This is a genomic window from Serratia sp. NA_112.1 (assembly GCF_052691715.1).
In genome coordinates this window covers 19,028-34,718 of sequence record NZ_JBQZFO010000019.1, presented here as the reverse complement: position 1 = coordinate 34,718, position 15,691 = coordinate 19,028, and the positions used below count along the sequence as shown (strand labels likewise).

Sequence of the window (15,691 nt, the reverse complement as noted above, 5' to 3'; positions counted from 1 at the left end):
TTAAGCGAGGGCGCGGGTGGAGGGGCCGCGCCTTCGGCCCCTCCAATTGCCGTTCATGGCAGTAGCAGAGAAATGCGGGATATTTACGGCAATTCCTCCTGCACGGAGCGCACAGGGATTGGATAAGAAATGCCAGTCAGGCTTAACTGACAAGCATTAGGGCGTTAGCCCCGTTTGTCGTTACCGCGCTTGGTTAGGCGCAGGCGTTGCGTCGCCGCTGCGGCGTTTGCTGAGGAACAGCGCCACCAGCGCCAGCCAGCACAGGCCGCTAATCAGGTTGAACAAATTGAACAATCCGCTGCCGCCCCACACGTAGGCCACTTTTGTCAGCTCGATACCGACGGTGAACACCATCATGCTCAGCATGCCCATGGTGGCGGAAACCGTGCCTTTGCTGACGGAGCTTGAAAACAACGTCAGGCGAACCAGCCCGGCATTGGCCAGTCCGATACCGTAGGCGTACAGGCTCAGGCCTGCGGTCATCCACAGGTAGGCGTGGCTTGAGAACAGCGTCGCCAGTGCCGCGATCAACAGCCCCAGCATCATTGGCCCTGCGCCCAGTTTGATTAGGCGTTGTACGCTGTTTTTACCGGTCAAACGCGCCAGCGTCAGGTTGCCGAGGATCAGCGCACCGAACACCGGAATTTGCAACAGGCCGTAATCGAGCGTCGACAGCGACTCGCCGCTGATCAGGATCACCGGTGATTGGGCAATCCAGGCCAGCAGCGGCAGGCTGGCGAAGCCAATGGCCAGTGCCCCGCAGATAAAGCGGCGGTTCGACAGCACCTGGCGATAGTCGCGCCACAAGTTGGCGGCCGAAAATTTATCACCCTGTAGCGTCGCGGTTTCCGGCATCGCTTTCCACAGGCCATAGAAGGCAAAGGCCGCCAGCGCAGCGAACAACACGAACATGCTCTGCCACGGCGCGACGTGGATCAACGCAGCACCGGCCAATGGCCCGAGCAGCGGGGCGATCAGCGCCACGTTGGCCATCAGCGCGGTGATTTTTATGCACACCGATTCCTCAAAGGATTCCTGTATCGTGGCGTAGCCGACCGCGCCGATAAAGCACAGGCCAATCCCCTGCAGGAAACGCATAAAGATAAATTGCTCGATGTTAGTCACCAGCAAAATCGCCAGGCAGGAGACGATAAAGAACGCCACACCGGCCAACATCACCGGGCGACGGCCACGGCGATCCGACAACGGCCCCAGCAGCCACTGCAGGAAAATACCGCCGGCCAGATAGGCGGTCATTGAGGTTGGCACCCACTCTTCACCGGCGTTGAAATCTGCCACTACCGCCAACATGCCAGGTTGGATCATATCGTTGCCGATATAGGTGGCAAATTCGAACAGCACCAGACAAAGAGGGAATAAAAGCGCCTGTCGACCCAAGCGAGCCGCAGGTGGTAATGTTGTTTTCATAGTTATCGTACTGAAAGTAAAGAAGAAATAAGGAACTGTCAGGGCGGGGAGCGCTATCTGAGCGAGTTGTGGCGGCTATTTTGCCGCCAATTGTTCACCTTGGCAATCATCCGGTGTGGTTTCAGCACATTCTGATATTGCCCATCAGGGTTGCCACCCACACTTTGGCTAGTTAACCTCTTTATACCCGTCATCTTTCAAGCTGCAGCGTTGTTACCTGCTTACAAGGCCCATCCAGGGTTCTTGCCCTTTCAGGGCCGCTGATCGCGCGTTCAAATCTGTTCCCGACAGATTTGTCGCTCACCCCAGGGACGATCTTGTGTAAGTGCCCGGGGATGAGCGAGTTGGTCGCCTAGCTGCAACTTGAAAGCTATAGGGTATATAACAGACGAAGATGACAATATTGCGGGCGACCTTTTGAGTAATAAAATTGGCTGGATAGATAACTTGCGTGCGGTGGCGTGCATGATGGTGGTGATGATCCACGCAACTACCTATTACGTCACCAGCGGGGTGGCGGTGGGGGAACACAACTGGGATATCGCCAACGTGCTGAACTCGCTGTCACGCGTCTCGGTGCCGCTGTTTTTCATGATTTCCGGCTACCTGTTTTTCGGCGAGAAAAGCGCTGGTAAGAAACATTTCATCCGCATTGGCTGTTGCATCTTGTTCTACAGCACCATCGCGTTGATCTATATCGCGACGTTCACCAAAATCGGCTTCTGGCCTTCGCTGCGCGGCATGCTACTGAAGCCGGTGTTCTATCACCTGTGGTTCTTCTATGCGATTGCGGTCATTTACTTGCTGTCGCCGCTGGTCAGCGTCAAACCGGTATCGCGCCGCTATCTGGCCGCTGTGCTGGTGATCCTGGCGGTGATCGCCAACCCCAATACCCACTCGCTGACCCTGGGCAACGCGCACCTGCTACCGGTAAATCTGTATATTTACGGCGATACCTTCTATTACCTGCTGTATGCGTTGGCCGGACGGGCGATTGGCATGATGGACACTCAGGGACGTGGCGTCAGTGGGCTGGCGGCGTTTGGTTTTGTGTCCTGCGTGGCGTTGATTATTCACGGCACCAAAAGCCAGATGTTCATTAACGGCAACTTTGCCGATACCTATTACATTTACTGCGGCCCGCTGGTGTTTATCGCGGCGGTATCGCTGGTTATCTGGTTTAAAAATTGCCTGCCGGAGCCGATTGGCTGGTTGGGCATTTTTTCCCGACATTCGCTGGCAATCTACGGTTTTCACGCCATTATCGTTAACTTTATGCGCAACCGGCACCTGGAACTGACATCTCATCCGTTGCTGGATATCTTCTGGGTGTTCGGCGTGGCGCTGGCGCTTAGCCTGCTGCTGTCGATAGGCCTGCAGAAAATAGACTCTCGGCGGCTGGTGTCATAATCCGCTTGAGCCGCGCAGCTGGGCGCGGCGCAGTTGGCGGCCAGAGGAAAACCCCGCGGCCAACGCCGCTTTCTCCAGCCCATAGCCTTGCTGCAGACGCTGCTGCGCCACTGCCAGCCGTAGTTGCTCATGGTACTCACGCACGCTGATACCAACATGGCTGCGGAATAGCCGCGCCAGATGGCGACTGCTGACGTGAGCCTTTTCCGCCACCTGCGGCACCGACCATTCCGCTTCCGGTTCGGCAGCCATCACGTCTTGCGCCCGGTGTACTGCCGGGTGCAGATGGTTTCGGTAGCGGAGCCAGGGCGAAAGCTGCGGGTCGTCGCCGGAACGGCGAAAATACACCACCATTTCCCTGGCAATCTCCATCGCCCGGGTAGCACCGCATTGGCGATTAATCAGGTGCAGTGCCAGATCGATACCGGCAGTGATGCCGGCGCTGGTGTAAACGCTGCGGTCTTCAACAAAGATGCGGTTTTCTTTCACCTGCGCTGCCGGGGCCTGCTGGCGCATGCGTTCGAGCACGTCGTGATGGGTGGTGCACTGGTAACCGTCGAGCAAACCGGCCTGTGCTGCCAGCAGGGCGCCGGAACAGACACAGACCAGCGTGATACGTTGCTGTTGCAGGTCGGGTTGCAGCGCTGCCAGCCAGCGGCGGGCCTGTTCGGCCGGCGCATTGGCGAAGAAATGTTGCGAATCACTGACGCCCGGCACCACTAAAATAGCGCCGTCTTCCAGCCGGTCAGGCAGCGGCTGGAGCTGACTCAACGTCATGCCAACCGAGCAGGTAACCTGCGGCACTGGGCTGATGTAGTGCAGACTGAACTGCCCGGCCAGACGCAGGGTTTCGGCCGGGCCGCTGACGTCCAGCGACAGCACCTGGGGCAGCATCAGAAAGTAGACGGCCTGCTGCATGGTTACTCCTGTGAGAGTTGCGCCAGAGCCTCATCCACGCTGGCGATGCGGGCGAAGCGGTCGACCAGCACCGTCTCAGTATGCCGCTTGAGTTGTTCGGTGGTAAAGACTTCTCCGTCGGGATGCTGCATCGGGAAAGTCAGCGTGGCCTCGGTCACGAAAGTCACCCGGTAGCCGAGATCGGCCGCCACCCGGGTGGTGGTTTCGCAGCATTGTTCGGTACGAATGCCGGAGATAATCAAATGATTGATATCCCGTTGGCTCAGCCAGGCGTCCAGGCCGGATTCGGTCAACGCGTTATGCACCTGTTTGTGTACGGTGACATCGGCCTGATGGTCGAGGAACGGCAGGCGCTTTACCCAGCCGGACGCCAAAGAAAATGGCCCCTCTGGCGACACATGGAATACATCAACCAGAGCTACACCCTGCTGACGGCAGCCTGCAATCAACCGCGTCAACGCCTGTTGGAAAGCGGGGAGATCCTGCTCTTGCCAGAATGGACGATGCTGAAATGATTGTTGAACATCGATGATCAATAACGCGCTATGTGACATTTTCGGCCCTCCGCCAATTAGGTATAACGCCATACTGAGCCGTTATCCTGCTGGGAAGAAGGCCAAAAACGGCCATCATGGTGGCATTAGCGGACCTATATCAGGCTTTGCCAACCTGACCGGCCACCAGCCGCCCTTGATGGAAGGTGGTGCGGCGCGTCGGCAGACGGGCTACCGCTTCGGCGGAGCAACTGGCGTCGATCAGCACGAATTCCGCGCTGTCCCCGGCTTTGGGCCACACCCGTTGGCCTTTGTCATTCAGCGGCAGCACCCCGCCGGTGGAAATCGCCATGGCGCGTGACAGATGGAACTCGTCGGAACCCCGATACAGCTGGGCGTAAAGGTTGGCTTTTTCCAGAATGTCGCCGGTGCCGAACGGGGACCAATGGTCAATCACGCTGTCGGTTCCGGTCATCACAAATACCCCTTTCTCACTGAGCTGCGGCAGTGGCATCATCAGCCCACCAATCGGCACCGTCGAAGCGATGGTGATTTGCTGTGCCGCCAGCCGGGTGGCGGTTTCCTCTAATTCATTCGGGTTCAGCGCGGTCAGGGCAAAGGCATGGCTGATGGTGACTTTGCCGCGCAGCGAAGGGCTCTTTTCTACGGTAGTAATCATGTAGTTGATGGCGGCCACCCCGGCCGGGCTGGTTTCGTGCAGGTGGATATCGACGCCTTTGCCGGTATCGAGTGCAATCTGGAACATGGCATCCAACGACTGTTCCATCGCCCCGTCGACATTGGTCGGATCCAGCCCGCCAACGTATTGCACCCCCATCTGCATGGCTTCGCGCATCAAACCCTCGACTTTGGAATGCAGCAGCCCGTGCTGCGGGAAGGCGACTATTTCACAACTGAAGTCCGCCTGATGCTTTTCCAGTGCCCGTTGCAGGTGTTCCAGGCTTTTCAGCCCGCTGACCGGATCGATATTGCAGTGGCTGCGTGCCACGGTGCTGCCTTTGGATTGCAACAGGGCGATCAGGTTTTCTGCGCGCTGTTGCGAGGTGGGCAACAGTTTGGGGATTAATGTTTGTTCCAGCGCGATCATGTCCATGATGGTTTTGCCCTGGCGTGGGCGTGGTGCCTGCCATGGGCCGCTGTAAAAGGTTTTATCCAGATGGATATGCATGTCGCGAAATGCCGGTAACAGCAACTGACCCTGTGCCTGATAGCGCGGTACACCGGCGGGGGCCGCTGCATCCTTCGGGTGGATAGCCGCAATCTTGCCGTTTTTGATTTCAAGCTGATAGAGCGCGGTGCGGGTGCCGATCACCGTGTCGCCATCGTACTCGAAACCCTCTTCCAGCCGCACATCGCTCAGCCAGTAGTGGCTGTCGGTCAGGGTCATGGGTTGGGCCTCCGGTAAACAAGGGCTGCCGGTGGGTACGGCGGCCTGCGCCATGCCGCCGGTCAGGCCGATCACCGCGCAGGCAGTGGTAATTTTGCCAGTTTGGCTGAGGAAAGCTCTGCGGCTTTGTTGTTGGTTTTTTTCCACGTTCAGTTCCTTAATCCAGAGGTGAAGTGCGTCAAAAGACAGCCACCAATTTAGGAGAGGAGCCGACGGGTTGGCAGTGACATTTGCCACTGGCGACTATTCGATTTCGCAATAATAAGGGGGTATGGCTAATGCCCCCTTAGGTTGCTGACAAAGCAGGAAAAAACGTGTTTTTTCCTGCTTTGTGGTGACCAGCCGAAAAGCAATAAATTGATTTTCCTGATTTTTATTTATCGGCCTCGACTCGCTCTGGGCAGGAATGAGGTTTGTCATCAGTCTGAGGGGACATGGCTAATGCCCCCTCTGGTATTACATCAGCGGCAACAAGCGAGTATAGAGTTCGCGGAAGGTGTTGCGTTGTTCTGCGTATTGCTGATGGCGCTCGGCATTCGGGGTATGTACCTGTTCCAGCGGCAACTCAGGCAGCAGTTCGCCGAGTGAACGCTGCGGATTCATGGCGATCTGCGCCAGCCGCGCGGCCCCCAGCGCCGGGCCGACGTCGCCGCCGGTGCGGTATTCCAGTCGTTGACCGCTGATATCCGCCAGCATTTGCCGCCAGAACGGGCTACGCGCACCGCCGCCAATCAGGGTGATGCTGGAGGGCTGTAGCCCGCTGGCGTGCAGCACGTCTATGCCCTCTGCCAGAGCGAAACCTACGCCTTCCAGCACCGCACGAGCCAGATCGTTCGGTCCATGTTGGTGGGTGAGGCCCCAGAATGCCCCCTTGGCGTTCGGATTGTTATGCGGCGTCCGTTCGCCGGACAGGTAGGGCAGAAACCACAGCGAAGCCGCCGCCGGGGGAGCCTGTTCGACATTGCGCAGCAGGGTGGCGACGTCTTCGACGTTAGTCAGTTTGCAAACCCAGTCCAGACAGGAGGCGGCGCTGAGGGTCACCGACATCAGGTGCCAGGTGTCGGGCAGCGCATGGCAGAAGCTGTGCACCGCGCTGGCCGGATTGCTGAGAAAGCCGTCGCTGACGGCAAAATAAACCCCCGAGGTACCGAGCGACAGCATTGCCCGGCCAGCCTGATATAGCCCCACACCGATCGCCCCGGCGGCATTATCGCCGCCACCGGCCACGACAGGTACTGGTGACATGCCCCAGCGCCGGGCCAGTTCGGTATGGATTTGACCGGTGACCTGATTACCCTCGAACAGTTGCGGCATCTGGCGGCGGGTCAGGCCGCAGGCGGCCAGCATCTCGTCGCCCCAGTCGCGCTGTGCCACGTTTAGCCAGCCGGTACCGGCGGCGTCCGACATGTCGCTGGCGAAGTCGCCGGTGATGCACCAGCGTAAATAATCTTTGGGTAACAGCACTTTATCGATGCGCTCAAACACCTGGGGTTCATGTTGTTTCACCCACAGCAGTTTAGGGGCGGTGAAGCCCGGCATCATCAGGTTGCCGGTAATTTGCCGCGATTGCGGCACCGCCTGTTCCAACGCCTGGCATTGCGTGCCACTTCTGCCGTCATTCCACAAAATGGCCGGGCGTAGCACCTGTTGCCGTGCGTCCAACAGGGTGGCGCCGTGCATCTGGCCGCTGAGACCGATGGCCTTCACCTGTTGCAGGCTGTGTTGTTTGCCCAGCGCCAGCATGGCGCGATCGGTGGCGTGCCACCAGTCTTGCGGGGCCTGCTCTGACCATAAGGGATGCGGGCGGGAGATGGGCAGCGACTCACCGTGGCTGGCGAGCAATTGGCCCTGCTCACTGAGCAAAATGACTTTTACGCCGGACGTGCCGAGGTCGATGCCGATATACATGGAAAAGATCCTTAAAAGCGCGGCGCAGTGCCGCACGGGGTTATACTCTTCATACTTCAAGCTGCATCAGTGTTGGCTGCCTGCGCGTACCTCTGTCACGTACTGGCTGTACGCTCCCGGGGATACGCTTGGTTGCCGCCTTGATGCAACTCGAATTATTTTGGGTATCGTTAGCCGAACAGATAGCGGTTCATCAGGTTTTCGAGCTGTTCCTGGCGGCCGCTGACGTGCTGTGGCGCCAGTGCATGCCCTTCAGCGTACTGTGCCAGCGCCTCGAGCGACAGTTTGCCCTGCAAAATTTGCTGGCCCAATTCACCATTCCAGCCGGCATAGCGTTTTGACACTTGCTGATGCAACTGGCCGTCGGTCACCATTTTTGCCGCGACCTTCAGCGCCAGCGCCATGGTATCCATAGCCCCAATATGGCCATAGAACAGGTCGTATTTGTCGGTGCTTTGACGTCGCACCTTGGCATCGAAGTTAAGCCCGCCGGTGGTAAAGCCCCCGGCCTTGAGAATTTCGAACATCACCAGCGCGTTCTCTTCCACGCTGATCGGGAACTGGTCGGTATCCCAGCCCAACTGGGGGTCGCCCCGGTTGGCATCGACGGAACCAAAGATGCCGAGCGCAATGGCGGTGGCGATCTCATGGTGGAACGAGTGACCTGCCAGCGTGGCGTGGTTGGCTTCGATATTCACCTTGATCTCTTTTTCCAGACCGAACTGCTTGAGGAAGCCGTAAACGGTGGCGACGTCGTAATCGTATTGGTGCTTGGTTGGCTCTTGGGGTTTGGGCTCGATCAGCAAGGTGCCCTGGAAACCGGTTTTGTGCTTGTGCTCCACCACCATCTGCATAAAGCGACCAATTTGCTCACGTTCCTGGCGCAGATCGGTATTGAGTAAGGTTTCATAGCCTTCACGGCCGCCCCACAACACGTAGTTTTCACCGCCCAGGCGCTGGGTGGCGTTCATGGCGGTGAACACCTGGGTGGCCGCCCAACTGAAGACTTCCGGATCCGGATTGGTGGCCGCACCGGCGCCGTAACGCGGATGGGTGAAGCAGTTGGCGGTGCCCCACAGCAGTTTCACGCCGCTGCTGTGCTGTTTTTCTTCCAGTACGTCGGTCATCTCTGCGAAGTTGTGCAGATACTCTTTCAGTGATGCGCCTTCCGGCGAGACATCGACATCATGGAAGCAGTAATAGGGGACGTTCAGCTTGTGGAAAAACTCGAACGCCACGTCGGCTTTACGTTTGGCCAACGTCAGCGCGTCGCCCGGCTGCTGCCAGGGGCGATCGAACGAGCCGACGCCGAACATGTCCGCACCGTTCCAGCAGAAGGTGTGCCAGTAGCAGGCGGCAAAGCGCAGGTGCTCCGCCATGCGCTTGCCGAGCACCAGTTCATCCGGATTGTAGTGATGAAAGGCCAGAGGATTATTACTGGTGGGGCCTTCGTAGCGCACTTGCTCAAGCTGATCAAAATAAGATTGCATTATCGACTCCTGGGTAGCAATGCCCGGTTTACGGGATGGTTTTATCTTCGGAGTTTGCGACGGGCTGCTCAATTACGTTATTTCACAGTTAAATTCACAGAATTATTAAATGTGCGACAGATCTCATAATCGGTTATTAACCGCAGTTTATTTAAGGCTTAATTCATTTTTATTTGTCGACCTGCTGTTTTTCAGCGTGAAAGCATGACCGCCATCATAAAAACAACATTAAACCAAAAATCATAATTGGCCGGTAAAAATCAGTAATTGCTGAATATTAAATAACCGATAACAATCCGCTCTAAGTTGCACTACGAGTCTGTTTCAATTATTGCCCCTTACCTGTCGCCTTTCAAGTTGCAGCGTTGTTAGCTGCACTCGCTCACTTCAGTTACTTACTCAAGTAAGCGCCTGAAGATGAGCGAGCTGGCCGCCTAGCTGCAGCTTGAAATTCATAGGGTATATATATTAAATAACAAAGGTATATAAGATGAAATTCAAACCTGTGTTCCTTTCGGTCTGCGCGCTGCTGGCGCTGGCCAGCCAACCGGCGTTTAGTAAAGAAGTCAAAATCGGCATGGCGATCGACGACCTGCGCCTGGAACGCTGGCAAAAAGACCGCGATATCTTCGTCAGCAAAGCCAAAGCGCTGGGGGCAGATGTGTTTGTTCAGTCGGCCAATGGCAATGAAGAAACCCAAATGGCGCAGATTGAAAACATGATCAACCGTGGCGTCGACGTGCTGGTAATTATTCCCTACAACGGCAAGGTATTGAGCAACGTCATTAGCGAGGCCAAACGGGAAGGCATAAAGGTACTGGCTTATGATCGCATGATCAATAATGCCGATATCGATTTTTACATCTCCTTTGATAATGAAAAGGTTGGGGAGCTGCAGGCGCAAAGCCTGGTGCAACGGGTGCCGCAGGGCAATTATTTCCTGATGGGCGGCTCGCCGGTGGATAACAACGCCAAGCTGTTCCGCCAGGGCCAGATGAAGGTGCTGCAGCCGCTGATCGATGGTGGGAAAATCAAGGTGGTGGGCGATCAGTGGGTCGACGGATGGTTGCCGGAAAACGCATTAAAAATCATGGAAAATGCGCTGACCGCCAACAATAACAAGATAGATGCGGTAGTGGCTTCCAACGATGCCACCGCCGGTGGCGCGATCCAGGCGCTGGCCGCGCAGGGTCTGGCGGGTAAGGTGGCTATTTCCGGTCAGGATGCCGATTTGGCTGCGGTGAAGCGTATTGTCGCCGGTACCCAGACCATGACGGTGTATAAGCCGATCAGCAAGCTGGCCGACGAGGCGGCGGGCATCGCGGTGCAACTGGGCAAGGGTGAACAGCCGAAGGCCAACGCCACATTAAATAACGGCAGCAAAGACGTACCATCCTGGTTATTAACCCCTATTCAGGTCGATAAATCGAATATCGACAGCACCATTGTTGCCGACGGTTTCCACAAAAAATCCGAGATTAATTAATTCCGCTAACCGGTAATACGGGGGAATAATGCCCAGCCTATTAGAAATGAAAAATATCACCATGCAGTTCGGTGTGGTCAAGGCGGTAGATAATGTCAGCCTGAAGTTAGAGGCAGGCCAGGTATTATCGCTGTGTGGTGAAAACGGTTCGGGAAAATCCACCCTGATGAAAGTGCTGTGCGGTATATATCCGCACGGCAGTTATCAGGGCGATATTTATTTCTCTGATGATTTATTAGCGGCGAAAAATATTCGCGATACCGAGCAAAAAGGCATCGCCATCATTCATCAGGAGCTGGCGTTGGTGAAGCAGATGACGGTGTTGGAAAACATGTTTCTCGGCAATGAATGGCGCCGGTACGGCGTAATGGATTATGACGCCATGTATCTGCGCTGCCGACGGATGCTGGCACAGGTCAAGCTGGAGGTGGATCCCAACACCCCCATCGGCGAACTGGGTCTGGGGCAGCAGCAGCTGGTGGAGATTGCCAAGGCGCTGAACAAGCAGGTGCGGCTGCTGGTGCTCGATGAGCCGACAGCGTCGCTGACCGAAAGTGAAACCGCTACGCTGCTGGCGATCATCGAGGATCTGCGCGATCACGGCATCGCCTGCATTTACATTTCGCACAAGCTCAATGAGGTGAAGGCGATCTCGGATCTGATCTGCGTGATCCGCGACGGCAAGCATATAGGTACGCGCTCGGCAGCGGAAATGAGCGAGGACGACATTATCGCCATGATGGTTGGGCGCGAATTAACCGAGCTCTATCCGCAGCAACAGCATGATATCGGCGAGGTGATCCTGCAGGTGGATAATCTCACCGCCTGGCACCCGGTGAACCGACACGTTCGTCGGGTGGACGATGTCTCATTCAGCCTGCGGCGCGGCGAAATTCTCGGTGTCGCCGGGCTGGTCGGCTCCGGGCGCACCGAAACCATGCAGTGCCTGTTCGGCGTCTACCCTGGCCGTTGGCAGGGGAGCATTAGCCTCAATGGCCAGCCAGCCATCATCAACAATTGCCGCCAGGCGATGCGATATGGCATCGCCATGGTGCCGGAAGATCGCAAGCGTGATGGCATCGTGCCGGTGATGGGGGTAGGGGCCAACATGACGTTGGCGGCGCTGAGCGATTTTAGCGGTGTGCTGACGGTGATTGATGATGCCTGGGAACAGGCGACCATTCGTCAATCGCTGGCGGAGTTAAAAGTGAAGACTTCCTCGCCCGAACTGGCAATAGCCCGGCTGAGTGGCGGTAACCAGCAGAAGGCCATACTCGCCAAATGCCTGCTGTTGCAACCGAAAATTCTCATTCTGGATGAACCGACGCGCGGTATCGATATCGGTGCCAAACACGAAATCTATAAGTTAATCAATCAGCTGGTCCAGCAGGGCATTTCGGTGATCGTGGTGTCTTCGGAGCTGCCTGAAGTGTTGGGATTAAGCGATCGGGTATTGGTGATGCACCAGGGGCGTATCAAGGCTTCGTTAGTCAACCAGGGTCTGACCCAGGAACAGGTGATGGAAGCCGCATTGAGGAGTGAAACAGATGTCGAAAAACACACAGTCTGAAGCGATCGTGCCGGCAATGGTGGAGAAAAAAACCATAGTGAAACTAAAATCCATCAACTTGCAGGTGTTTGTGATGTTGGCGGCGATAGTCGTCATTATGCTGTTCTTTACCTTTACCACCGAAGGGGCCTATCTCAGCGCGCGTAATATTTCCAACCTGCTGCGCCAGACGGCGATCACCGGCATTTTGGCGGTCGGCATGGTATTCGTGATTGTTTCGGCAGAAATCGATCTGTCGGTCGGTTCAATGATGGGCTTGCTGGGTGGTGCGGCGGCGATTTTTGACGTCTGGCTGGGTTGGCCACTGCCGCTGACCATCGTGGTGACGCTGCTGGCCGGTCTGCTGTTGGGGGCCTGGAACGGTTGGTGGGTCGCCTATCGCAAGGTTCCGTCGTTTATTGTCACCCTGGCGGGGATGCTGGCCTTTCGCGGCATCCTGATCGGCATCACCAATGGCACCACGGTCGCGCCGACCAGCGGGGCGATGTCGCAAATTGGCCAGAGCTATTTGCCGAACGGCCTGGGTTTTGGCATCGGTGCCGTTGGGTTGATGCTGTTTGTCGCCTGGCAGTGGCGGAGGCGCAGTCGGCGTGCGCAGCTTGGGTTGCCGGTGGCCGCGGCGACCGGCGATGTGACCCGGCAAAGTATCCTGGCGGTGGTGGTGCTCGGGGCCATCTATTTGCTCAATGATTACCGCGGGGTACCGACACCGGTGTTGATCCTCACCGCACTGATGTTGGCGGGGATATTTATGGCCACTCGCACCGCTTTTGGCCGCCGGATCTACGCCATTGGCGGCAATATCGATGCCGCGCGCCTGTCGGGGGTTAACGTCGAACGCACCAAGCTGGCGGTGTTCGCCATCAATGGCCTGATGGTGGCGATTGCCGGGTTGATCCTCAGCTCGCGCCTGGGTGCCGGTTCGCCTTCGGCGGGCAATATTGCCGAGCTGGACGCCATCGCCGCCTGCGTGATTGGCGGCACCAGCCTGGCCGGGGGCATCGGCAGCGTGGCCGGTGCGGTGATGGGCGCATTCATTATGGCGTCGCTGGACAACGGCATGAGCATGCTGGACGTGCCGACCTTCTGGCAGTACATCGTCAAGGGCGCCATTTTGCTACTGGCGGTGTGGATGGACTCCGCCACCAAGCGTCGGGCATAAGAAGATATCCTTCATACTTGAAGCTGCATCTGTGTTGGTTGTACTCACTCACCCGAATCACTTACTTTAGTAAGCTCATCGGAATGAGTTCCTTTGCCGCCTTGATACAACTTCAATTATTTTGGATATAGCGCTTGAGCTCACAGTTATGAGGTGATGCCTGCTGCTCCCACCGAGAGGTTGTGCTATCCCAGAGAGCAGTCAACTTACCGGGGATGCCCATGTTCGAAAAGCGCTTTCGCATTACCTTGCTGTTCAACGCCAATAAAGTGTACGACCGCCAGGTGGTCGAGGGCGTAGGCGAGTATTTACAGGCTTCGCAATGTGATTGGGACATCTTTATCGAAGAGGATTTTCGCTGCCGTATCGACAACATCAAGGACTGGCTGGGCGATGGGGTGATCGCCGATTTCGATGATGGTGCCATCGAGCAACTGCTGCATAACGTCCGGGTACCTATTGTCGGGGTGGGTGGCTCTTATCACCGTGACGAGGATTATCCGCCGGTGCATTACATTGCCACCGACAATAAGGCGCTGGTGGAAGCGGCATTCAGTCACCTGAAAGAAAAAGGCATTAATCGTTTTGCCTTCTACGGCTTACCCAGCGAGGGCGGCAAGCGTTGGGCACAGGAGCGTGAGCATGCTTTCCGCCAGCGGGTCGCGCTGGAGCAGTATCAGGGCGTGGTGTATCAGGGCATAGCCACCGCGCCGGATAACTGGCAATACGCGCAGAACCGCTTGGCGGACTGGGTGCAGACCCTGCCGCAGCAGACCGGCATTATCGCGGTGACTGATGCGCGGGCACGCCATTTGCTGCAGGTGTGCGAACATCTGGATATCGCAGTGCCGGAAAAGCTGTGCGTGATTGGCATCGACAATGAAGAACTGACGCGTTACCTGTCGCGGGTTGCGCTGTCTTCGGTGGCGCAGGGTACCCGCCAGATGGGGTACCGCGCCGCCAAGCTGCTGCACCAACTGCTCGATCGCCGTGAACTGCCGCTTCAGCGCATTCTGGTGCCGCCGGTGAAGGTGATTGAACGCCGTTCTACCGATTTCCGCTCGTTGCGTGATCCGGCGGTGATTCAGGCGATGCATTACATCCGCCATCACGCCTGCAAGGGCATCAAGGTCGAGCAGGTGCTGGATGCGATCGGCCTGTCGCGTTCCAATCTGGAAAAACGCTTCAGGGATGAGACTGGCGAAACTATCCATCATGTGATCCATCAGGAAAAGCTGGATCGCGCTCGCAACCTGTTGACGGCTACCTCGTTGACCATCAACGAGATTTCACAGATGTGTGGCTACCCGTCACTGCAGTATTTTTATTCGGTGTTCAAGAAGGGCTATGACATGACCCCCAAAGACTACCGTGGGCGTTATGGCGAGGTTGGGTATTAGGGCGGGTGTGGCCGTTATGGCTACATATGTAGCTAATCAAGCTACAGATTTCCTCACACCAACCCACAAAACGCCTTTAGCCGTTCGGCCAGCGCGGGCGTAGCGGCGGGGGCGCTGTCGCGGTAATACAGCGCCAGCTCAATGTTGTCGATCGGCGGTAAACCTTCAGCGTTGCCCAATACCCTGTGGCTGGGCAAGCGGCAACTGGCCGGCAGCAGGGTGACGCCCAGCCCGGCGGCAGACGCGGCGGTGAGTGCGGCCAGACTGGCACTGCTGTAGCCAATACGCCAGCGCTTGCCGAGGTTATCCAGCGCCTGACACAAATCATCGCGATATAACCCATTGAGCGGGAACACCGCCAGCGGTACCGGGGATTGTTCGATCGCCGGAAAGGCCTGGCTGTCCAGCCACAGCAGCGGTTCCGGCCTGGCGGCGCGCGGCGGCTGGCTGCGGCGTTGTTTAACCAAGATCAGATCCAGTTCTTCGCGGGCGTAGGCGCTGTGCAGATCGGCGCTCAGGCCGCTGGTGACGTCCAACCGCAGATGTGGATGCGCCCGGCTAAATTCCGCCAGCAGCCCGGTGGTCGGCACCGCGAAATCCTCCGGCATACCTAGCCGCAATACCCCGTCGCGCCAGATGCCGGTCAAGGCGTCGTGCGCCTCTTCATTCAGCGCTATGATGCGCCGCGCATAGCTCAACAGCTTGACGCCTTCCTCGGTCAGCAATACCTGATGAGACGAACGTTCGAACAGGGGTTTACCCAGCATTTCTTCCAACCGGCGTACCTGTTGACTGACGGTCGACTGTGACAAGAACACCCGTTCTGCGGCGCGAGTGAAGCTGTTGCTGTCGCATACTGCGACAAAGCTGAGCAGTAGCTGCGGATTGAACATCGGGTAACGATTCATTTTTCCACTGTTGGCTATTTTGTTATTTAATTTCCCAATACTAACGGGGAGGCCTAGAGTAAGGCAACGTTGCGGCCGCTACTCTGTGACCCCGCACTCTTCATCCCGG

General features: G+C 57.0%; 12 protein-coding genes. 5 read left to right on the top strand and 7 right to left on the bottom strand.

Annotated elements, in window-relative coordinates; genetic code table 11:
• Positions 1-180 precede the first annotated feature (180 nt).
• Positions 181-1,428, bottom strand: a complete 1,248-nt coding sequence (locus tag ACUTQ5_RS21560; RefSeq protein WP_445652908.1) for an MFS transporter — start codon at positions 1,426-1,428, stop codon at positions 181-183.
• A gap of 417 nt (positions 1,429-1,845) precedes the next feature.
• Between ACUTQ5_RS21560 and ACUTQ5_RS21555 the strand changes: the two genes are divergently transcribed.
• The gene (locus tag ACUTQ5_RS21555; protein WP_445652907.1) at positions 1,846-2,838 is read left to right on the top strand and encodes an acyltransferase; all 993 of its coding nucleotides are present in this window, start codon (positions 1,846-1,848) and stop codon (positions 2,836-2,838) included.
• Here ACUTQ5_RS21555 and ACUTQ5_RS21550 read toward each other — a convergent pair.
• From ACUTQ5_RS21550 to xylA, 5 genes are all read right to left on the bottom strand, one after another.
• Complete coding sequence (locus tag ACUTQ5_RS21550) at positions 2,833-3,756, bottom strand: GlxA family transcriptional regulator (RefSeq protein ID WP_445652906.1); 924 nt, start codon at positions 3,754-3,756, stop codon at positions 2,833-2,835. The genes ACUTQ5_RS21555 and ACUTQ5_RS21550 overlap by 6 nt on opposite strands.
• Positions 3,757-3,758: 2 nt before the next feature.
• On the bottom strand, positions 3,759-4,310 hold the full coding sequence (locus ACUTQ5_RS21545) for a cysteine hydrolase family protein (RefSeq protein WP_445652905.1): 552 nt from the start codon (positions 4,308-4,310) through the stop codon (positions 3,759-3,761).
• A 100-nt stretch (positions 4,311-4,410) separates the two neighbouring features.
• The gene (locus ACUTQ5_RS21540) at positions 4,411-5,805 is read right to left on the bottom strand and encodes an amidohydrolase family protein (RefSeq protein ID WP_445652904.1); all 1,395 of its coding nucleotides are present in this window, start codon (positions 5,803-5,805) and stop codon (positions 4,411-4,413) included.
• Between the two features lie 309 nt (positions 5,806-6,114).
• Positions 6,115-7,566 carry a xylulokinase gene (gene xylB / locus ACUTQ5_RS21535; protein ID WP_445652903.1) on the bottom strand — a complete coding sequence of 484 codons (1,452 nt, stop codon included), beginning with the start codon at positions 7,564-7,566 and terminating at the stop codon, positions 6,115-6,117.
• Positions 7,567-7,736: 170 nt separating this feature from the next.
• A complete protein-coding gene (gene xylA, locus ACUTQ5_RS21530) occupies positions 7,737-9,056 on the bottom strand; it encodes a xylose isomerase (protein WP_445652902.1) in 1,320 nt (439 codons plus the stop codon).
• Positions 9,057-9,546: 490 nt separating this feature from the next.
• Here xylA and xylF point away from each other — a divergent pair, with 490 nt between their 5' ends.
• The 4 genes from xylF to xylR all read left to right on the top strand — a co-directional run bounded on the left by xylF (position 9,547) and on the right by xylR (position 14,674).
• On the top strand, positions 9,547-10,542 hold the full coding sequence (gene xylF / locus ACUTQ5_RS21525) for a D-xylose ABC transporter substrate-binding protein (protein WP_261096366.1): 996 nt from the start codon (positions 9,547-9,549) through the stop codon (positions 10,540-10,542).
• 28 nt (positions 10,543-10,570) lie between these two features.
• Positions 10,571-12,112 carry a xylose ABC transporter ATP-binding protein gene (locus ACUTQ5_RS21520; RefSeq protein ID WP_445652901.1) on the top strand — a complete coding sequence of 514 codons (1,542 nt, stop codon included), beginning with the start codon at positions 10,571-10,573 and terminating at the stop codon, positions 12,110-12,112.
• On the top strand, positions 12,090-13,274 hold the full coding sequence (xylH, locus tag ACUTQ5_RS21515) for a xylose ABC transporter permease XylH (RefSeq protein WP_445652900.1): 1,185 nt from the start codon (positions 12,090-12,092) through the stop codon (positions 13,272-13,274). The genes ACUTQ5_RS21520 and xylH overlap by 23 nt, the downstream gene beginning before the upstream one ends.
• A 221-nt stretch (positions 13,275-13,495) precedes the next feature.
• A complete protein-coding gene (gene xylR / locus ACUTQ5_RS21510) occupies positions 13,496-14,674 on the top strand; it encodes a D-xylose utilization transcriptional activator XylR (protein WP_445652899.1) in 1,179 nt (392 codons plus the stop codon).
• Between the two features lie 53 nt (positions 14,675-14,727).
• On the opposite strand, the gene ACUTQ5_RS21505 is transcribed toward xylR, so the two are convergent.
• Entirely contained in the window at positions 14,728-15,582 is an 855-nt protein-coding gene (locus ACUTQ5_RS21505) for a LysR family transcriptional regulator (protein ID WP_445652898.1), read from the bottom strand.
• Positions 15,583-15,691: the final 109 nt, after the last annotated feature.